A 19,828-nucleotide genomic window follows, 5' to 3' on the forward strand; every position below is an offset into this window, starting at 1 on the left:
ATGGGCTCCTCAGAGAGTTCTTTCCCAAGGGACATGACTTTGCTAGGGTCACAGAGGAAGAACTTTCACATGCAATAGAATTGATTAATAATCGACCAAGAAAATGTCTTGGGTGGAAAACGGCGTATGAATCATTCGTGAGTGAACTGTCGCACTTGGCTTGACAATCCGTCACTTAAAAAGATTTGCTTTGCTTAGGGGACAAGGATCGGACTTGAGTGCTACAATAGGAATATTGATTTGGAATGATCTGATAATGGGAAGGAGAGAGCGATGCCGAACCTGAAAAAGACGCTAGTAGCTGTATTGATGATCGTCATTTCGTTACTCTTACTCTCTCAGTTCAGCGGCAGCGTTCCAACGTTCACGGAATCGGAGCCATCACTGAACGAGGTTGCCAAGCATCCTCCACAGTCGAAGAAGAATGAAACATGGAAGCAGTTGAAAGTCGCTGTTCACTTATCGCCGATGTCTTTCATTCAGATGCGCAAATTGAACCAGACGTTTATAGATGAAACGGGCATCTTCGTTGAACTTGTGAACGCAAATGATGAACAAGCATCAGAACAATGGCCGCGTGAGCTGCAAATGCAAGACAGCGCGGATATAATATTGACGGACAGCAACTCAGTCGAATGGTATGCCCAAAAAGGGTGGCTGCTCCCGATGGATCCACCTTCCAATGGCAGTGAAGCATCTCCAGCTTGGTTGAATGATAGGATTAAGTGGAACGGATATACATGGGCAGAGCCCGCACAGTTGGATCCGTATGTGTTGGTATGGAATAAAGACAAGCTCAAGTTCGGAACGCCGCTTCCATCGAAATGGGAGGACTGGAAGCAGTTGTTTGCATCGAAGGAGACTTCTTTACCATCGGTTGGTCAGCAGGGTTCTGGCGCGTTAGGCGGCGGAGAGCCGAAGAAGGAGGACCAGACTGCAGTACCGTCGGATGAGACACCTCCCACCGATCAACTGCCGGCAACATGGTTTGCTTGGCATGAGCAGGATGATTATGCGCTGCTATCCATGCTGTGGCGTCTTGGCCTTCTCATGCCCGAGTCCAATCCATCACCGGACGGACAGAAAGACTGGGTCACCACGCGTACGGTAAACGGAGCGGGGGCGACAGCTGTAACATGGAGTCAACATGTGTCAGAGCTAGAACCGTACCTCACCCACTTTAAAGCATGGAAGAAGGAAGCTAGCGGCAGTGAGACATGGGATTTGCTGAAATCCGGAGAAATCGGCTTTGCCATCGTCCCATACTCAGAAGCCGTATTGGAAGTAAGCGATCCGCTCGTCATTGAGCCGCCGGGAGAAGTCAAGCTGCCGGCGGGGCTATGGGTGGCCAGCCGCAGTTACGTTATCGCTGCACATTCACCTAACGAAGCCGAAGCAAGGCGTTGGATTGATTACATGACGCGTCTATCTGTCCAGCATGATTGGTATGATACGTTATCCGTACTTCCTGTGCACGAACAAGCCTACATGGAGCCGTGGAAGGACATCCTTCAGTGGCTGCCCCAGCCTTTCCTGCCCTATGATGTCAACGAAATCAATCTAATTCAGAAGGCAGGACCGTTGGAGTCCTGGATGGCCTCCGTTCGGCGGTGGATGGATGCGGATTTGACTAAAGCCCAATTAAATCAGGCTTGGCCGAAGAAATAGAAAGAAGAATCAGCAGACAATGGATAAATGATCTGCTGATTCTTTGTTTGCTCTACCATTTGACCGTTAATTGTACTGTGATTTGTTTATCAGTAATGGCGACGTCAGTTGCTTCTAAGAAAGAAACGAGCTTCTGTGGATAGAACCCGAGATCAAACTCTTGCTCCAAATCTTGACGCGTTGTATCTGGAAGTTCTAACCCGTTGAACAGCATTTGATCCACATGAAACAGAATTCTGTTCTCGGGCTCTGCTTCCAATGTATAGCGGCCTTCAATATGGACGCTTAGGCCGGAACGCTCTCCTTCTGCCGCAATGACGCCTTCTTTGAACCGGAAGAAGAACTGTTCGAATATCGGATCCTGCTCTCGTAGAAATTGATTGAGCTGCTCCTCTTGTATCGTTATCGTATAGGTTTTGCCGTTCATGCTAATACTCCCGCTTTTTTGCACGAAATCGGGGAGCTTCTGCATCGCGTCGGCTAGTGCGCGGAAATAGTGTCTAACTTCGAAGAGCCCGACATTCTTCCAATACGTTGTGAATTCTTGAATGAGTCGGCTCATCGCTTGCGGGTCGCTGCTGTCAGCCAGATTCGTATCGAATTTCTCCCGCAGTGTAATTAAGCGCGCGCGCTGATCGACTAACCGCTTACGCACCTCAGTAAGCTCGTGTTCGGTTTGAGCCAAACTACGCCGCAGTTGATTCAGTTTGGTCAGCTGATTGGAGTATTCCTCCAATATTTCTTGGTCCGAATAAAAAAGTAGTTGAAAATAATCAAGCAACATGAACAAATCATCAAGTTCATCCGCAGACATGATAGCTTGCAGCATCATGTCGCGTTCACCGATATAATAAGCGCGCAGGACACGTCCCGCTTGCTCTCGTTTGTTCCCAAAAGCCGCTTCCTGCTTCAGAATCTCGGACTCTATCTGCTTGCGGCTGGCGGCCGCTTCGGATTCTCGTGCCGAAATCCGCTCAATTTCTTTGTCGAGCTCGGTGATGGACAAGCTCTGCTGGAGCAATTGCTTCTCCTCTTCGGACGGCTGCTTGTTCCATGCCGCTGGCATTGTTGGCTCTGCGCGTGTCGCACCGGGGACCAAGGAAACGATAAATAGAATGATTAGCAGCGTAATAAGTGCGCGGTGCACACGCTTAACTTGTTGCATCAGGGTACCCCCTTTAAACGGTTTGCACAACATTATCGTATGTTGGGATGTAGTTGGACATGACCTGTTTACATACTATCGCAATAATCGTCATGCAAAGCTATGTATGGACGAATGGATGATAGGTCAATATCGTTGGACAAATTTTAACGGTTCGTGTTCGAAAGAGGGCTTTCTAAACAACCTCTAACAGAGCAGAAAGGAAGGACTGCATGTTTCATTATCAGCCTAACTCCGTTCTCATTCAATACTTAATTAGCCAAATCGAGCTTTCTTCCTGTAAAGCCATCCCTTTCTCAAGGTTTATGGAGATATGTTTATACCACTCAACGGAGGGCTATTATATGTCGGACCGCCCCAAGATTGGCCGGGACGGAGACTTCTACACAAGCTCGAATATCGGCACGATAATGGGTGACATGCTGGCCGTATATATACAGCGGCGCGCGAATGAACGAGGCTGGGATCCCAGCACGATTACGATTGTAGAATGGGGTGCAGGCACGGGGCGCCTCGCATCACAAATCCATCAGCGCTTGCGGCTTGACCGCTTCGAAGGCTATCAGCACGCGGTTATTGAAATGAGCCCGTATCATCAGCGGGTGTCAAGGCAGCTCATGGAGAGCGAGCACATCTCGGTGCTTTGGTGGGACGAGGAGACGTTTCGCCAGGAAGCGGCGCAACGCCGGATCTTCTTTATCGCAAATGAATTGCTTGACGCCTTTCCCGTGGAGCGGGTTCGTCACCGTGACGGACGATATGAACAGTGCTTCGTCACATGGGATGCCGAGAAAGAACAGTTCATGCCACGGTGGATGACAGCGGCTTCCGAGGTCATTGACTGGTTGGAGCGTCATCATGTCGAACTATCGGATAACCAGATCTTCGACGCGGGTATGGCCATGTCCATCTGGTTAAGCAACGTGCTGCACCAGGCACAAGAGGCGGAGTTCGTGTTCATTGATTACGGTGACGATACGAACGAACTAACGGCTGCCCACCGGATGGAAGGGACACTGATGTGCTATCACCGCCACCAAGCGCACGATAACCCATGGATTCATATCGGAGAACAGGACATGACGTCTATGGTTGATTTCGAAATATGCCAGCGTGTTGCCAAGCAAGCAAATGCATGGATTACAGGGTATTCAACCCAGAAAGCGTTCTTGTTGGAACAAGGGTTGTTGAATGAATTGCAGAATCATTGCAGCCTCGATCCGTTCAGCCCGGAATCGCGCCGGAATCGGGCGATACGGCAACTGTTGTTAAGCGATCAAATGAGCGAACGGTTTCACGTTTTGCTCTTGTCCCGTGCCACCTAACGGCAATTGACCGGTGGCGCCTGCAATGATGATTGACCAGCTATGCATCGTTTGAAAAATAGAGAACGGCCGAAACCCTAAGGGTTTCGGCCGTTGTTGTTCGTAACCGCTTCCGTAAAGCATTACGTCATTACGGTCAATTCGTCAGAACAGGTCAGGGCAGCCTAGAATGGCTTGCCCATGATAAAGACGGTCCAGTACGAAAAACCGCTAAAGCATACAATCATGTACGCCCAGAACAGGAGTATATATGTACGCTCTGACAATTTCAAATAACCTAACAACACGAAGAAGGCGGTCTGCATGAAGAACAACAATGCCATTTCAATCATATCTCCAGCAAACGCCATCAGACCGATAACTAATGTCCAGAAGCCGAGTACGCGATACATCCGTGCCACGATTCATCCCCCTCTCGTTACGATCGGACCAACTTTTTCTAATGACATTATAGCCCTGATGGTACTTTGTGTAAACTGTTAAACGTGGCGAATTGGAAAATCTTTTATGTGAGCGCCATAGAAATGTGATATAACGCATGGACACACGCACGTATGTTTCCTAGGAAAAATGGATATACATTTTAATATCCGATAGATTCTATGAACTCTACCATGGGCATAGAGATGGAATAAGCGGTTTATTACCGTCGGTCCTTCCTCGTTTCAACACTTTGTTATTGTTGGTCGGAAAGGGGGGCTGTATACAACGAATATGATGAGCGATGTCGTTAGGAGGTTATAGCATGACAGCAATTAGACAAGATGCATGGACAGCGGACGATGATTTAATTTTGGCGGAAGTAACATTACGGCATATCCGAGAGGGCAGCACGCAGCTGGCTGCGTTTGAGGAGGTCGGAGAAAAGATTGGCCGTACGTCGGCAGCTTGCGGATTCCGGTGGAACAGTTGTGTGCGTAAAAAATATGAAGCCGCGATTCAATTGGCGAAGGCGCAGCGACAAAAACGAAACTTTTTGAAAAAGCAGCCTTTAGGTGCACAGGTGGCATCTATTGTGCTGAATGAAGGGGAAGAAGTTGCGTTAAAATCAGAGATGATTACAGAAGACTCCCTTTCTATGGATATGGTCATTCGTTACTTGCGTCAATGGCGAAATAACTATCAAGATATATCTCGCCACATGAAGCATATGGAGAAAGAATTGCAAGACAAAGAGGAGCAGTGCAATCGCCTGCGGCAAGAGAATGAACAGCTTTCCAGACAAGTGAATGCTGTGCAGACCGATTACCGTACTGTAAATGATGATTATAAAGCGCTTATACAAATTATGGACCGAGCCCGTCGATTAGCCATCTTGAGCGAAGAAGAAGAGGACACGAAGACGCGTTTTCGCATGGATGCGAACGGGAACTTGGAGCGCATTGAATAAGCATTATGCTTCGTGATCAAAAGGGGATTTTTTGAACAACCCCGAATAGCTTCTAGATGATAACAGCAGCGGCAAGGAAAGCACCTGGCGAGAGAAGAACCTCTCACTTGGCGCTTTTTTTGTTTTTTTCGAGTCTGTCTGTTATAACTAAGGGATTAGAGAAAAAAAGCACAAGGAGAGATAGGGATGCGTATCGATATTATCGGCGCAGGGTCGCTCGGGATGCTGTGTGCGGCCCGTCTCCACGCCAGCCGTTCTAGATGGTCCATGGGAGAGGTACAGCTCAGCGGGGTTCGTCTATGGACTCGGACGGCAGAGCAAGCTCGGGCCATTCAAGCAGAGGGCATCATATATACCGACCATCAAGGACAAACCTTGCATGTATCCGGGTTGGAGGCTTACCCTCTGGAAGAAGCTTATTCTATTCTACATGCAGCTGATGAGAAGGTTCGCCTCATATGGCTGTTCGTTAAGCAAACACATATTCAGCCGATGCTGCTCGAGTCCTTGCGCAAGATGCCGCGCGCGACAGATGCGGCGCTTATTTGTTTTCAGAACGGTGTAGGGCATGCGGAAGCCTTATCTGGCGCGTGGCCTGTCGATGCAATGGGGCTTGCTGTGACGACGGAGGCGGCCCGCAGGCAGTCGTGGAATGAAGTCGTTCATACAGGGGTAGGCTCGACATGGATCGGTCCGGCCATCCCATCGAATAATAAGAAACATCTTCCACTTGATTTTTTATGTTTACCGACAAAGAACTTGCTAGAAAATGCAGGATTTCAGGCGTTTGTGTCGAACAACATCGAAGAAATGATCTATCAAAAGCTGCTTGTCAACGCAGTTATTAATCCGTTGACCGCGCTGCTGCGAGTGAAGAATGGGCAACTGCTCGCTACCGAGGAACGCATTTCTATAATGAAGGAGCTGTTTTATGAAGTGGTTGCCGTCTATGAAGCGGCGAAGTTGAAAGTGGACGTGGAGACGGATTGGGAGCGCGTCGTAACCATTTGCCGCATGACAGCTAATAATACTTCCTCCATGCTGCAGGATATACTAGAGGGCCGCAAAACGGAATGCGACGCCATTACGGGAGCGATCATCCGGCTCGGGGAAGTGCATTCAGTTGATACACCTGCACATGTAATGGTGTACCGTCTCATCCAGGCAAGCCAGTCCTAACAGCCAAGTCACCTATTAGAGGCTGTTCAAAAAGTTCCCTTTGAAAGTGATCTCTTGAACACGCACTATTACCCGAAAGGAGTGAGCCTTAACGACAATGTTGAAGTTATTGTCAGATGGTTTTGTCCTGTTTTCGATTCTTCCTTTTTTTCCGTTTATTATAGCTTGGTTTATCGGTTCATTCTGGATTAGCCCGAAAAAGAAAGCCTTTATGCTGGCGATGGATGTTACGACCGCATTTCTCATTGCTTCGGTCGGCGGACTTTATAATACAATTTTAGATTCGAAGTCCGGGTTCTATTGGATATTGTTTATCATATTAATTGCTGCAGGGCTCTTTGGGGGGCTGCAGCACCGCAAGACCGGACAAATCGATATACGCAAACTTGTGCGCATGATTTGGAGAATTTCATTTTTTATTTTAAGTTTTTTGTACATAGTACTGCTCTTTATTGGCATTATTGTATATTTGGCAAGCGTGTAGCACGGCATGATACATATATTGACGAATTTCATTGCATAACCTGCTTTGACGGATGGAAGCCGCATTGTGTACAATCGAGACGATAGAGAGAGGGAGGCGGCTCACATGACATGGCCATTGTTGCACATTCCGGTTCAACAACCGTTGGCAGCTCATTATATCGAACATCAATCGTCCGTTATACAATCACTATACGAGTTTCATCCGGATGAAGATGTGGAGAAAAGGGCCGAATGGCTGGACGGAGCTGAGCATCTGAGAGCGGATCGCTCCGAACTGGCACAGGTGCTGCGCCGATACAATCAACAGATGAACAACTGCCCGGCCGTGATGGACGCCATTGATCGATTGGTGCAGAGCGAGGCACTCGTCGTCGTGGGAGGCCAGCAGGGAGGCTTGCTGACAGGACCGCTGCTAGTTATATATAAAGCGGTATCCATTATTCGTATGGCGCAGGAAGCAGAAGCCAGACTAGGACGTCCGGTCGTTCCGGTATTTTGGATTGCCGGAGAGGACCATGACTTCGATGAAGTCAATCATACTTATGTATTGAATCAGGAGCCGGCAGTGCAGCGGATTCGTATCGGGAAACCTCACGAATTGCGAGCCCCGGTCAGCCACGTGAAGCTTGAAGTGTCCGCATGGGAGTCCGTGCTGGCGGAAGTAGAGGAGTTGATGCCGTCTACCGAATTCAAACCAGCACTGATGGAGGAGCTTCGGCAAATGGCGAAGTCTTCCACGCTCTCAGACGCTTTTGCTCACATGATAGGGCGGCTGTTTGGGGAGTACGGGCTTGTGCTGATCGATTCAGCCGATCCGGCCATCCGGAAGCTGGAAGCTCCGATGTTCCAAGCCATCATCGAGGAGAACGATAGCTTGGAGGAAGCCTATGCCAAGAGCGAGCAAGATCTGCGCACAATGGGCTATACACCACAAGCGGAGCGTTCTGAACACAGTGCGAACTTATTTGTCATTCATGAAGGAGAGCGTCAACTGCTCCACAAAGAGAACGGCAGCTTTGTCGATCGGCATCATACGTTCTCATGGAGCAAAGCGGAGTTGCTGAATAAAGCGGGGGCTTGCCCGCAGGAACTTAGCAACAATGTCTTGACACGCCCTTTAATGCAAGAATTTTTATTTCCGGTACTGGCAACGGTGCTTGGCCCTGGTGAGATTGCTTACTGGGCGCAGACGAAGCAAGCGTTTCGGACGCTTGGCATGCGGATGCCGCTTGTTTGGCCGAGAATGAGCTTCACGTGTATGGAAGGCACGCTCCAGAAGCTGCTTGTCAAATATGATTTGACGGCAGAGGATGTCATCCATCATTATGAAGAGAAGAAGGAATTGTGGTTGAAGTCGCAGGATGAACTTCATCTGGATGATCGCTTCGGCGAGCTGCGCCATGATGTAGATGCGCGTTATCGCGACATGCTGAGTGTCCTGAATGATGCGCTGCCTGCTCTAGGCCGTCTCGGCGAGACGAATCATGCCAAGGTGTTGGAGCAGATTGATTTCCTCCATCATCGGGCAAAGGACGCATTGCAGAAGCAGCATGAATCTGGCCTGCGGCAATGGGAACGGCTGAAGGTGACGCTGCACCCGAATAATAAACCGCAAGAGAGAGTTTTGAATATGATCATGTATGCCTGTCGTTACGGGGAAGGTTGGTTCAAGCCGGTGATGGATGCACCGGTCGTATGGAAAGGCGAGCATCGCCTAATTACGCTTTAGAACACGTCAGTAAGGTGAGGAATGCCAACTAATTATGATGTGGGAGGATGAACGTACCGATGAATAACGCAAATGCTGTAAACAACAGTGTTATCCGTGATATCGCTTTAGCTCCGGAAGGTCATTTAAAGATTGATTGGGTGCAGGCGCATATGCCTGTATTGAATCGCATTCGCGAACAATTTGAAGCTGAGCAGCCATTCAAAGGCTTGAAGGTGGCCATTTCGCTGCACTTGGAAGCGAAGACGGCTTATCTTGCCAAAGTGGTTCAAGCCGGGGGCGCACAGGTGACGATAACTGGCAGCAATCCGTTGTCTACGCAAGATGACGTATGTGCGGCGCTTGTGGAAGAAGGAATTACGGTATTTGCAAAGTATGATCCGGAACCAGAAGAGTATAAGCAGTTGCTTATTCAGACGCTGGAGACGAAGCCGGATCTAATCATCGATGACGGCGGCGATTTGATTTCGATCCTTCACTCGGAGCGACCTGACTTGAGAGACCAAGTGCGCGGCGGTGCGGAGGAGACGACGACAGGCATTCTGCGTTTGAAAGCGATGGAGAAAGACGGTACGCTTCAATTCCCGATGGTTGCGGTAAACGATGCGTTCTGCAAATATTTGTTCGACAATCGTTACGGAACGGGTCAATCCGTCTGGGACGGCATTAACCGCACGACGAACTTGGTTGTTGCAGGCAAGACCATCGTAGTAGTCGGATACGGCTGGTGCGGTAAAGGCGTGGCGATGCGTGCGAAGGGCCTTGGTGCGAACGTCGTCGTGACGGAAATCGACGCGATTAAAGGTGTGGAAGCCTATATGGATGGCTTCACAGTGCTGCCGATGAGCGAAGCGGCCCGCATCGGAGATATCTTCGTCACCGTGACGGGGAATCGTGACGTCATCCGCGGCGAACATTACGATGTGATGAAGAATGGCGCTATTCTGTCCAATGCCGGTCACTTTGATATCGAGGTGAACAAGCCGGAATTGGAAGCACGTTCGCAAGGCGTGCGCACGGTTCGCAAGAACATTCAAGAATACAAGCTGAAGGATGGACGCAGCATTTATGTGCTCGCGGAAGGCCGCTTGGTCAACTTGGCCGCAGGCGACGGGCATCCGGCTGAGATTATGGACATGACATTTGCGCTGCAAGCGATGTCATTGAAGTATGTGAACGAGCAATACGAGCGCATCGGCAAGGCAGTGGTCAATGTGCCTTATGAACTGGATGAGCAGGTAGCTCGCTTCAAGCTGGAGTCGCTTGGCATTTCCATTGACAAGCTGACCGCTGAGCAAGCTTCCTACCTCGACAGCTGGCAAGAGCATTAAGCATCCTAAGAGATCAGGAATACGTATATAGAAGAATGCCGTCATCAGCCATGAAGCTGGTGGCGGCATCTTTTATCCACTCTCCCAATGCTTCAGATTGCGTAATGAATAGCTTGGTATTGAAGCGGTATCGTGCTCATTTTCTGAATTGTTGGAATAGTGGGCTGCAGGGATGAACCCACCTTCAATGAGAAAGCTGTTTCGCGCGATTGCTGGAGCAAGCCAGTCTTCTTATTTCCTATAACGTTTGTGCTGGCGCTTGTAGCCATTCTGCCGTTCGCCTGTGCCGGCTTACTTGTCGGGGTGCCTATCTGACTAATTGTGCGAAGACAGAACAAGGGCAAGAAGAAAGATAGAACGTTCCTCGCACATCAACCAATGTCCTCGCTTACGGATGCAGCGCTTGTCAAGAAGGAAATAGACGAAGCAAACGATGAAACAAATCATCGAAAGGCAAGGGAAGATCCAAATAACCCATAATCAACTAATATAAAAATCCTGCTAATTAGCAGGATTTTTTATGTTCATGGCGAAGTATACAAACGTTGTGGAGGAAAGTGGAGCGCAGTGGTGAATTTAGGGGGAGGAGTGGTGGCAGATGTTTATGGGCGAATATCAACATAGCATCGATGACAAAGGCCGCATGATCATTCCTGCCAAACTGCGCGATTCCTTAGGCTCCAACTTTGTGTTGACACGAGGCTTGGATCAATGTTTGTTTGTCTATCCTATGGATGAATGGGGCTTGCTTGAGCAGAAGCTGAAGGCATTGCCTCTGATGAAGGCCGATGCACGTGCGTTCACCCGTTTTTTCTTCTCCGGAGCTACCGAATGTGAATGGGACAAGCAAGGCCGCATCAACATCCCCAACCATTTGCGCCAATACGCGCATCTCGATAAAGAATGTATGGTCATTGGTGTACAGAACCGAGTGGAGATTTGGAGTAAAGACGCTTGGGAACAATATGTATTACAGTCGGAATCTACGTTTAATGAAATTGCCGAAACGTTGGTGGACTTTAATTTCTAGGTGTACATTTTATGATGCGCCACCGATAGCCAGCTTAGATGGAAACCGATATACTAGGAGGAATTTGCGTTGTTTCATCATATTACCGTGCTAAAAGAGGAGTCGGTCGAAGGTTTGCATATTCGTCCTGACGGAATATATGTCGACTGTACCTTGGGTGGTGCGGGACATAGCGAACGAATCGCTTCTATGCTTACCGAGTCGGGGCGTCTTATCGCGCTGGATCAAGATGATTGGGCGCTTGAGAACGCCAAATCCCGTCTTGCTCCGTACATGGATCGGGTGACGTTAATCAAGAAGAACTTCCGGCATTTAGAAGAAGCTCTGCTGGAAGCGGATGTCCCGCAGTGTGACGGTGTTCCGCTTGTGGACGGCATCTTGTTCGACTTGGGTGTGTCTTCTCCGCAGCTTGACGAAGGGGAACGCGGATTCAGCTACAATCATGATGCGCCGCTTGATATGCGGATGGATCAAAATGCGGAATTGACTGCACACGAAATCGTTAACGAGTGGCCGGAAGCGGACATTGCCCGCATTCTGTTTGAGTACGGCGAAGAGAAATTCGCACGGCGCATTGCCCGGGAAATGGTCACGGCAAGGGCGAAGCATCCGATCGAGACAACCGGAGAATTAGCAGAGCTTGTGAAGGCTGGAATTCCGGCAGCAGCAAGGCGTACGGGGGGACACCCTGCCAAGCGAAGCTTTCAAGCGCTTAGAATCGCGGTGAATGACGAGCTTGGCGCTTTCGAGGATGCGCTGCATCAAGCGGTTCGCTGCTTGAAGCGGGAGGGCAGAGTTGCCGTAATTACTTTCCATTCGCTCGAAGATCGAATATGCAAACGGATTATGAACAGCTATGTCGGGAAATGCCAATGCCCGCCTGATTTGCCGATGTGCGCATGTGGCAAAACCGAAATCTTGACATTTATAAAGCGTAAGCCGATTGTTCCTGGTGAAGAGGAGTTGACACTCAATCCGCGTTCGCGTTCAGCAAAATTGCGCGTTGCTGAAAAAATGATATAAGGGGGAAAGCAGAAGATGGCATATGTGCGTGGCAATTTGGCAGTACGCCCGGAACGACAGCAACAACGGACACCAAAGTATCGTCAGACGAAAAAGACGGTAACTCGCAAAGCTGCGCTTCCTACACGCGAGAAGCTGCTATATTTATTAACCGTCTTGCTCTGTGCGACGATCGCTTTTTTTATCATCTCGCGCTACGCACATATTTACAACACGAATCTGCAAGTGCAAGAGATGAAGCGGACGACCGTGGCTCTTCAGAATGAAGCATCGGTATTGCGTGTAGAAATAGAGAAGTTGTCAGACTGGAAACGAATTGAGCAATTTGCCAAGGAAAACGGACTCATCACACCAGAGCAGCCTCTGGAAATAGAAGTATACAAACAAGCAGGGAACGAATAAACGAGGGATGAAGATGGTCAAACGAATCAAGTTGCGCACGTTGGCGATCGGGGGTTTATTCACCCTCTTTTTTGTTGTCATCGTAGGGCGATTGTTCTGGTATCAAGTGTGGAATCAGGAGTTCTGGATGAACGAGGCGAAGGCATCGTGGTCGGTCAAACGCGAATTGGCGCCGACCCGCGGCACCGTCTATGATCAGAAGGGTGAAGTGCTGGTCATGGATGCCCCGGCCTATACGGTGGCGGTCGGTCCCAGAGTCATTCAAGAGCTGAGGACTTCAAACAAGCTTGTAGAGAAAAACATCGACGTAGAGCGGCTAATCGTGGATGAACTGCATAAAGTGCTGAAAAAACCGGAAAACGAGCTGTACAATTTGGTGCGCAGCAAGCAAGATACCGGTGAATATTATATTAATCGCGAGGTCCGCAGTGAAGGCTGGAAGGTTGAAGAAGAAACGGCGGAGCAGCTTCGCCAATTTGTTAGCGAGCTAAAAGAGGAGACCGGATTAAAGGACGTCGGTCTCTATTTGATGCCAGAGGTAAAGCGTTTCTATGCCAAGAACAAACTCGCATCGCACGTGCTTGGCTATACGGATAAACAAGGCGATCCTATCGGCGGCATAGAGGAAACGTTTGACGAACAATTAAAAGGGACGCCAGGCGTCATTCAGTATGAAAAAGACCGGATTGGTAACAAGCTGCCGACCGCTTCAGAAGTATACAAGCCAGAGAAGGATGGGCAGAACATCTATCTGACGATCGATCGCACGATCCAGCAATATATCGAGGATGAAATGCGAGAGGTATATAATAGATATAGTCCGCACAGCATGACCGTCATTGCGGCTGATCCGAAGACAGGTGATATATTAGGCCTGGCAAATATGCCGGATTTCAATCCGAACAAGTATTGGGAAGCGAGTAACATCCGTAACTTCTATAATCCTGCCATCCAAGCACGGTACGAGCCGGGCTCGACCTTTAAAATCGTTACGTTGGCGGCCGCTGTGGAGGAAGGTATATTTGACCCGAATGCGTACTTTGAGTCCGGGAGCATTCGCGCCGGCGGACGAAAGATTCACGACGTTAATCGTGTCGGATGGGGGACGATTAGTTATTTGGAAGGGTTGAAGCGTTCCAGTAACGTCGCTTTCGTCAAGTTGGGCTTTGAACAGTTGCAAGAAGAAAGAATGAAGTCATATATTGAAAAGTTTGGATTCGGCAAGCCGACGGGGATTGAGCTTCCGTGGGAAAATAGCGGGCAGATTCAATTCCAATATCCTGCCGACGTGGCAGCGGCATCATACGGTCACGGTAAAGTTCTGGTGACGCCGATTCAACAGATTATGGCCGTATCCGCCGTCGCGAACGGAGGCAAGCTGATGAAGCCGCATCTCGTGCGCAGGACGGAAGATCTGGTGACTGGGAAGGTGACGGAACGGGAGCCCGAGATCGTAAGGCAAGTCATTAAACCGGACGTGGCGAAGCAAGTTAGTGAATATTTGGAGCAGGTTGTAGCCGATCAGAAAATAGGTACAGGTAAAAACGCCTATATTGAGGGGTACCGCGTAGCCGGAAAGACCGGTACCGCCTTGAAGGTCATCAATGGCGAATACGATTCGCAGCGTGCGGTCGTATCGTTCGTCGGCTATGCTCCGGTGGAAGATCCGCGCATTGCCGTGCTTATCGTTGTCGATGATCCGCAAGATTACTGGGAAGGCGGCGGCTTCGTAGCTCCGTTCATGTTCAAGAAGATTGCGAGTCAATCGCTCCGCTATATGGGCGTGCCGACATCGCATGAAATGAAAGACAATGGCAGCAAGAAAGGCCCTGTGCCTATTATTAAGGCGCCAAATATTCAAGGCTTAAAGCCGTATGATGCAAAGCGAAAATTGGGGGAAGATGGAATTGTCTTCGAGACGGTAGGTGCCGGCAGTGTCGTAAAAAGGCAATATCCTGCCCCAGGCGAGCCGCTTGCTACCGGGCAGCGTATTTATTTGCTCACCGATGAGCCGGAGAAGCTTCCACTGCCGAATCTAAAAGGCAAGTCGCTGCGTGACGTTATGGAAATTACATCGCTGTTGAATTGGAAGGTTCGGATCGATGGAGAAGGATACGTAACGGAACAGAAGACGTCGACGGAGAACGGGCAGCGTATGGTTGAAATTAAATTGGCACCTAAAAGAACGTAGCTTGTTCTATCCCCTGGTTGTCCCGAATAGGTTGGTTATGAACCAATGTCGGACAAAGGAGGGGATACCGTGAAAGTATCAGGCGTAACGGTCCGCAAGCGGCTTATTATCGGGATAGGATTAGTTTCACTTGGCTTTATCGCTCTCATTGTGCGTCTGGCCTATGTTCAGCTCTGGGAAGGCGGAGAGCTGTCAGCGCAGGCGGAGGAGCTGTGGAGGAGAAACATTCCCGTCACATCGAAGCGCGGCGAAATATGGGACCGCAACGGTGAGCGATTAGCCTATAATATTAGCTCCCCTACGATTATGGCGGTTCCGGCGCAGATTAAAGATGCGAAGAGCACGGCAGCTCAGTTGGCATCCGTGTTAGGCATCAAATCGGAAGATGTGGAGCGAATCATTACGAAACGGCAATCTTCGGTATATATTAAGCCGGGAGGCCGCAAAATATCGCTCGAAACGGCACAAAAAGTGCGTGATCTCAGCTTGCCGGGCATCGTCGTTGCAGAAGATAACAAGAGGTATTATCCGTTTGGTGATTTCGCTTCCCACATACTAGGCTTTACAGGCGGCTATAATCAAGGCTTGACAGGCATTGAACAGAGATACAACACCGCTCTGAACGGCATTGCGGGGAACGTCTCTTTTCTGGCAGATGCGGCAGGAAGACAGATGCCGAACTCATCAGAAAAATACGTCCAACCGCAAGATGGATTAAATTTGCAATTGACGATTGACAAGCAGATACAGACAATAATGGAGCGGGAACTTGATCAGGCGATGCTTGATTTGAAGCCGAAGCAGATCGTCTCGATCGCCATGGACCCGAAATCGGGTGAGATATTGGCGATGGCGAGCCGTCCGAATTACGACCCGGGAAAATACCAAGAGTATCCTGTTGAGGTGTATAACCGCAATTTGCCGATTTGGATGATGTATGAACCTGGATCGACCTTTAAAATAATTACGCTCGCAGCGGCGCTCGAAGAGGGCAAGGTGAATTTGTACAACGAGCATTTCTTCGATCCCGGCCGCATTGAAGTGGGAGGCGCCAGACTCCGCTGCTGGAAGAAGGGCGGGCACGGCAGCCAGACCTTCCTCGAAGTGGTGGAAAACTCCTGCAACCCCGGGTTCGTCGCGCTGGGTCAACGTTTGGGAAAAGAGTCGTTATTCGACTACATACGCAACTTCGGATTCGGGCAGAAGACGGGGATTGATTTGAGCGGGGAAGCAAGCGGGATTCTGTTCAAATTGAATCGCGTCGGACCGGTGGAGCTGGCTACGACAGCCTTCGGACAAGGGGTATCCGTTACGCCGATTCAGCAAATTGCCGCGGTATCGGCTGCGATAAACGGCGGGAAATTGTACCGTCCTCACATCGCCAAGTCCTTTCATCATCCGGAAACGGGGATGGTTGTCGATGAAGTGAAGCCGGAGATCGTGCGTCAAGTCATTTCGCCGGAAACGTCTGCTAAGGTGCGTGACGCGTTGGAGCATGTCGTGGCGCAAGGCACAGGGAGGAATGCCTTCATCGATGGCTACCGCGTAGGCGGGAAGACCGGTACTGCACAGAAGGTCGTGAACGGCAGATATTCACCAGACGAGCACATCGTATCATTCATCGGATTTGCGCCGGCAGACGATCCGAAGATCGTCATTTATACGGCGGTCGATGATCCGCAAGGCATCCAATTCGGAGGACTTGTGGCAGCGCCAATCGTCAAACGTATTATGGAGGATGCGCTCCATTATATGGGAGTGGAGGCGCGTGAGAAACAGGTGACGCGCAAATATAGATACGATGAAACGCCAATTGTTGCGGTGCCGAATCTGATGGGCAAGACGTTATCCGATATTTACGAAGATATGAATATGAATTTTCAATTAGCGAAATCCGGCACGGGCCCGACGGTCATTCATCAAGCGCCTAAGCCGGGAACCCGGGTGGAGCGCGGATCGACGATTCGCATTTACATGGGACAAGAGACGGAGGAATAAACATGCAACAGTTGCGATTGTCTGAAGCATCTGCACGGATGCTGACAGCGAAATGCAAAGGGGACGAAGAAACGGTATGTACAGGATTGGCAGTGGATTCTCGCCGTGTGCAGCAGGGCGACCTGTTCTTCTGCATATCAGGAACCGTCGATGATGGACACCGCTATGCGGAGCGTGCGGTGGCAGCGGGTGCGGCCGCCCTCGTGGTCGAGCGGGAGCTGGCTATGCCGGTACCTCAGCTCATCGTGAAAAATGCGCGTCATGCACTCGCAGTCCTGTCTGATGCCTTCTATCAATCGCCCAGCAAAAAGTTGAACTTGATAGGTGTAACGGGAACGAACGGAAAGACGACCATCACTTATTTGATTGAAAAAATATTGACGGATGCGAAGCGCAAGACAGGCGTCATTGGCACGATTCAAATGCGCTACGCGAACCACGTGCTGCCGATGTCGGGCACGACACCTAACGCACTCGAACTGCAGCATGCGCTCAGAAACATGGTCGATGAGGGCGTGGAGGCGGTTGCCATGGAGGTGTCCTCGCATGCACTCGTGCAAGGACGCGTCCAAGGCTGCCGTTTCCGCACGGCCGTATTCACGAACCTGACACAGGACCATTTGGACTATCACGAGACGATGGAAGCCTATCGCGATGCGAAGGGTCTCTTGTTCTCACGTCTAGGCAACTCGTTCACGGATAAGGAAGAAGAGCGCTCCTATGCGGTCTTGAATGCAGACGATGCGGCTTCAGCGCATTTTGCCGAGCTGACTGTGGCGGAGACGATTACGTATGGGCTGTCAGAGCAGGCGGATGTCCGCGCAGAAGCGATTCGCATTACAGCGAAGGGAACGAGCTTCAAGGTGCATACGTTCCGGGGATCTGCTGACGTACAGCTGCGCATGGTTGGAACATTCAACGTATGCAACGCGCTTGCAGCGATTGCGGTCGGGCTTATCGAGGGTATCGAGCTGGAAGCAATCCGTGACAGCCTGCAGGAAGTGGCTGGCGTGGACGGACGCGTTGAGTCTGTCGAAGCGGGTCAGCCTTTCACTGTTATCGTAGACTATGCGCATTCGCCAGACGGACTGGAAAATGTGCTGCAGACGGTGAAGGAATTCGCGGAAGGCCGCGTCTTATGCGTGTTCGGCTGCGGCGGGGATCGGGACCGGACGAAGCGTCCGCTGATGGGGAAAATTGCGGCGCGTTATGCCGATTACTGCTTTGTTACCTCGGATAATCCGCGCACAGAGGATCCTGCCCTCATTTTGGTTGACATTGAGGCAGGCCTGAAAGAAATGAGCGTGGACTCAAGCCGCTACGAATGTATCGTAGATCGGCGTACAGCCATCGCTAAAGCTATTGAAATGGCAAGCCCGCACGATGTAGTATTGATTGCGGGGAAAGGCCACGAGACTTATCAAATCATCGGAAAAGAAACGTTTGACTTCGATGATCGCTTGGTGGCAAAAGAAGCGATAAGGGGAAAATTTCAGTGATAGAAACGACATTGCAAGAAGTAGCATCCCTATGCGGTGGAACCTTGCCGGTTCCTGCCTGCGGGGAGCACATCATCAAAGGGGTTAGCACCAATTCACGCAGCATCAGGCCCGGTGCCTTGTTCGTACCGCTCCGGGGCGAACGGTTCGACGGCCACATCTATGTGGAGCAAGCGCTCAAGGGCGGGGCTGCGGCTACTTTGTGGCAAGCCGATCAACCGAACCCGCCTGCGGCCGCTGTTATCGTAGATGATACGTATGCAGCGCTGCAGCGGCTCGCTTCCGCTTATCTATCCAAGCTGAACGCGAAGGTAGTTGCTGTGACAGGCAGCAATGGCAAGACGACAACGAAAGATTTAATCGCATCTGTCTTATCTGAGCGCTTCAAGGTACATAAGACGGATGGCAACTTTAACAACCATATTGGACTTCCGCTAACCGTACTGTCCATGCCGCAAGATACGGACATTGCCGTGCTTGAAATGGGCATGAGCGGCCGCCGTGAGATCGAGCTTCTCTCGAATATCGCCCAGCCGGATGCAGCTGTCATTACGAATATTGGTGAAGCGCATTTGCTGCAGCTCGGTTCACGTGAAGAAATTGCGCGTGCGAAACTAGAAATCTTAAGCGGACTGCAGGAGGACGGCGTGCTCATATGCCATGGCGACGAGCCGCTAATCGACCTCGTCCTGTCCGAACCGGAGACGAGGCATCCCGAACGGATGCATCTTTTGCGCTTTGGCACGAGCAGCCGCTGCGATATACGACCAGAACAGGTAACGATGCTTCATGACAGTACGCTATTCACCGTCGCTTTGTCAGATGGAAGTGGCATGACGTCTTATAAGCTTCCGTTGCTAGGACGGCATAATGTCATTAATGCGTTAGCCGCAATTGCGATCGGCCGTCATTTCGGACTTCATGAAGAGCAGATCGCGCACGGTTTAGCAGTTGCGCAAGTTAGCGGCATGCGCTTTGAGCGGACCGTCACGGCGGACGGCTGGACCATATTGAACGACGCTTATAACGCAAGTCCCACAGCCACGTTAGCCGCACTGTCCGTGCTGGCTGAGCTAAAGGGAGGCAAGCGGATTGCCATTCTGGGCGATATGCTGGAACTTGGAACGCAGGAAGTACAGCTTCACTATGAGGTAGGCGCTTCGATCGCACCAGGCAGTATCGATCTTTTGCTCACATATGGGGCACTTGGGCAGGAAATCGCGAACGGCGCCCTGCAACATTTCCCTGCTGAGGCCGTTTATTCATTTGACGATAAGGAAGCGTTGAAGGCATGTCTCGTGAAGCATGCAGCCGCGGGCGATATCGTTCTCGTCAAAGCCTCGCGAGGAATGAAACTAGAAGAAGTTGTTAATGAATGGATAAATGTCGAGCATTAGTTGGTGTGGTAACGG

The 19,828-nt window shown here is 50.3% G+C and carries 16 protein-coding genes and 1 pseudogene; 15 read left to right on the forward strand and 2 right to left on the reverse strand.

What is annotated here, in order from left to right:
• Together M3650_RS00005 and M3650_RS00010 are read left to right on the forward strand one after the other, a co-directional pair.
• Window positions 1-164: pseudogene (locus M3650_RS00005) on the forward strand (IS30 family transposase); the annotation flags it as partial.
• 109 nt (window positions 165-273) lie between these two features.
• Window positions 274-1,668 carry an extracellular solute-binding protein gene (locus M3650_RS00010; protein ID WP_251571418.1) on the forward strand — a complete coding sequence of 465 codons (1,395 nt, stop codon included), beginning with the start codon at window positions 274-276 and terminating at the stop codon, window positions 1,666-1,668.
• A 52-nt stretch (window positions 1,669-1,720) separates the two neighbouring features.
• Here the strand turns inward: M3650_RS00010 and M3650_RS00015 are convergent, their stop codons facing one another.
• Window positions 1,721-2,833 (reverse strand): hypothetical protein, encoded by a 1,113-nt coding sequence (locus tag M3650_RS00015; RefSeq protein ID WP_251571420.1) that lies wholly within the window; start codon window positions 2,831-2,833, stop codon window positions 1,721-1,723.
• Between the two features lie 344 nt (window positions 2,834-3,177).
• Here M3650_RS00015 and M3650_RS00020 point away from each other — a divergent pair, with 344 nt between their 5' ends.
• Window positions 3,178-4,158 (forward strand): SAM-dependent methyltransferase, encoded by a 981-nt coding sequence (locus M3650_RS00020; RefSeq protein ID WP_019420659.1) that lies wholly within the window; start codon window positions 3,178-3,180, stop codon window positions 4,156-4,158.
• A 164-nt stretch (window positions 4,159-4,322) separates the two neighbouring features.
• Here the strand turns inward: M3650_RS00020 and M3650_RS00025 are convergent, their stop codons facing one another.
• Entirely contained in the window at window positions 4,323-4,559 is a 237-nt protein-coding gene (locus tag M3650_RS00025; RefSeq protein WP_019420658.1) for a DUF2626 domain-containing protein, read from the reverse strand.
• A 344-nt stretch (window positions 4,560-4,903) separates the two neighbouring features.
• On the opposite strand from M3650_RS00025, the gene M3650_RS00030 reads away from it, so the two are divergent.
• The 12 genes from M3650_RS00030 to M3650_RS00085 all read left to right on the forward strand — a co-directional run bounded on the left by M3650_RS00030 (window position 4,904) and on the right by M3650_RS00085 (window position 19,813).
• Entirely contained in the window at window positions 4,904-5,548 is a 645-nt protein-coding gene (locus M3650_RS00030) for an RsfA family transcriptional regulator (protein ID WP_233695330.1), read from the forward strand.
• 186 nt (window positions 5,549-5,734) lie between these two features.
• Window positions 5,735-6,727 carry a 2-dehydropantoate 2-reductase gene (locus M3650_RS00035; protein ID WP_251571422.1) on the forward strand — a complete coding sequence of 331 codons (993 nt, stop codon included), beginning with the start codon at window positions 5,735-5,737 and terminating at the stop codon, window positions 6,725-6,727.
• A 97-nt stretch (window positions 6,728-6,824) separates the two neighbouring features.
• Window positions 6,825-7,211 (forward strand): DUF3397 domain-containing protein, encoded by a 387-nt coding sequence (locus M3650_RS00040; protein WP_251571424.1) that lies wholly within the window; start codon window positions 6,825-6,827, stop codon window positions 7,209-7,211.
• Between the two features lie 105 nt (window positions 7,212-7,316).
• Window positions 7,317-8,942 carry a bacillithiol biosynthesis cysteine-adding enzyme BshC gene (gene bshC, locus M3650_RS00045; RefSeq protein WP_251571427.1) on the forward strand — a complete coding sequence of 542 codons (1,626 nt, stop codon included), beginning with the start codon at window positions 7,317-7,319 and terminating at the stop codon, window positions 8,940-8,942.
• Window positions 8,943-9,001: 59 nt separating this feature from the next.
• The gene (locus M3650_RS00050) at window positions 9,002-10,273 is read left to right on the forward strand and encodes an adenosylhomocysteinase (RefSeq protein WP_251571429.1); all 1,272 of its coding nucleotides are present in this window, start codon (window positions 9,002-9,004) and stop codon (window positions 10,271-10,273) included.
• Between the two features lie 598 nt (window positions 10,274-10,871).
• Window positions 10,872-11,303 carry a division/cell wall cluster transcriptional repressor MraZ gene (mraZ, locus tag M3650_RS00055; RefSeq protein WP_019420651.1) on the forward strand — a complete coding sequence of 144 codons (432 nt, stop codon included), beginning with the start codon at window positions 10,872-10,874 and terminating at the stop codon, window positions 11,301-11,303.
• 69 nt (window positions 11,304-11,372) lie between these two features.
• Window positions 11,373-12,326, forward strand: a complete 954-nt coding sequence (gene rsmH / locus M3650_RS00060; RefSeq protein ID WP_251571431.1) for a 16S rRNA (cytosine(1402)-N(4))-methyltransferase RsmH — start codon at window positions 11,373-11,375, stop codon at window positions 12,324-12,326.
• Between the two features lie 15 nt (window positions 12,327-12,341).
• Window positions 12,342-12,728 carry a cell division protein FtsL gene (gene ftsL / locus M3650_RS00065; protein WP_233695335.1) on the forward strand — a complete coding sequence of 129 codons (387 nt, stop codon included), beginning with the start codon at window positions 12,342-12,344 and terminating at the stop codon, window positions 12,726-12,728.
• 13 nt (window positions 12,729-12,741) lie between these two features.
• A complete protein-coding gene (locus tag M3650_RS00070; RefSeq protein ID WP_251571433.1) occupies window positions 12,742-14,919 on the forward strand; it encodes a penicillin-binding transpeptidase domain-containing protein in 2,178 nt (725 codons plus the stop codon).
• Window positions 14,920-14,988: 69 nt separating this feature from the next.
• Entirely contained in the window at window positions 14,989-16,917 is a 1,929-nt protein-coding gene (locus M3650_RS00075; protein ID WP_251571974.1) for a stage V sporulation protein D, read from the forward strand.
• A gap of 2 nt (window positions 16,918-16,919) precedes the next feature.
• On the forward strand, window positions 16,920-18,416 hold the full coding sequence (locus M3650_RS00080) for a UDP-N-acetylmuramoyl-L-alanyl-D-glutamate--2,6-diaminopimelate ligase (protein WP_251571435.1): 1,497 nt from the start codon (window positions 16,920-16,922) through the stop codon (window positions 18,414-18,416).
• Window positions 18,413-19,813 carry a UDP-N-acetylmuramoyl-tripeptide--D-alanyl-D-alanine ligase gene (locus tag M3650_RS00085; protein WP_251571437.1) on the forward strand — a complete coding sequence of 467 codons (1,401 nt, stop codon included), beginning with the start codon at window positions 18,413-18,415 and terminating at the stop codon, window positions 19,811-19,813. Before M3650_RS00080 ends, M3650_RS00085 begins: the two co-directional genes overlap by 4 nt.
• The last annotated feature ends 15 nt before the right edge of the window (window positions 19,814-19,828 follow it).

It is taken from the genome of Paenibacillus sp. MER TA 81-3 (assembly GCF_023713585.1).
Classification (GTDB): domain Bacteria; phylum Bacillota; class Bacilli; order Paenibacillales; family Paenibacillaceae; genus Paenibacillus_B; species Paenibacillus_B profundus.

What these genes read in the sequence shown, in the direction of transcription:
- M3650_RS00010 (WP_251571418.1), top strand. Translation starts at nt 274, where the DNA reads ATGCCGAACCTGAAAAAGACGCTAGTAGCTGTATTGATGATCGTCATT.
- M3650_RS00015 (WP_251571420.1), bottom strand. Translation starts at nt 2,833, where the DNA reads ATGCAACAAGTTAAGCGTGTGCACCGCGCACTTATTACGCTGCTAATC.
- M3650_RS00020 (WP_019420659.1), top strand. Translation starts at nt 3,178, where the DNA reads ATGTCGGACCGCCCCAAGATTGGCCGGGACGGAGACTTCTACACAAGC.
- M3650_RS00030 (WP_233695330.1), top strand. Translation starts at nt 4,904, where the DNA reads ATGACAGCAATTAGACAAGATGCATGGACAGCGGACGATGATTTAATT.
- M3650_RS00035 (WP_251571422.1), top strand. Translation starts at nt 5,735, where the DNA reads ATGCGTATCGATATTATCGGCGCAGGGTCGCTCGGGATGCTGTGTGCG.
- M3650_RS00040 (WP_251571424.1), top strand. Translation starts at nt 6,825, where the DNA reads ATGTTGAAGTTATTGTCAGATGGTTTTGTCCTGTTTTCGATTCTTCCT.
- bshC (WP_251571427.1), top strand. Translation starts at nt 7,317, where the DNA reads ATGACATGGCCATTGTTGCACATTCCGGTTCAACAACCGTTGGCAGCT.
- M3650_RS00050 (WP_251571429.1), top strand. Translation starts at nt 9,002, where the DNA reads ATGAATAACGCAAATGCTGTAAACAACAGTGTTATCCGTGATATCGCT.
- mraZ (WP_019420651.1), top strand. Translation starts at nt 10,872, where the DNA reads ATGTTTATGGGCGAATATCAACATAGCATCGATGACAAAGGCCGCATG.
- ftsL (WP_233695335.1), top strand. Translation starts at nt 12,342, where the DNA reads ATGGCATATGTGCGTGGCAATTTGGCAGTACGCCCGGAACGACAGCAA.
- M3650_RS00070 (WP_251571433.1), top strand. Translation starts at nt 12,742, where the DNA reads ATGGTCAAACGAATCAAGTTGCGCACGTTGGCGATCGGGGGTTTATTC.
- M3650_RS00080 (WP_251571435.1), top strand. Translation starts at nt 16,920, where the DNA reads ATGCAACAGTTGCGATTGTCTGAAGCATCTGCACGGATGCTGACAGCG.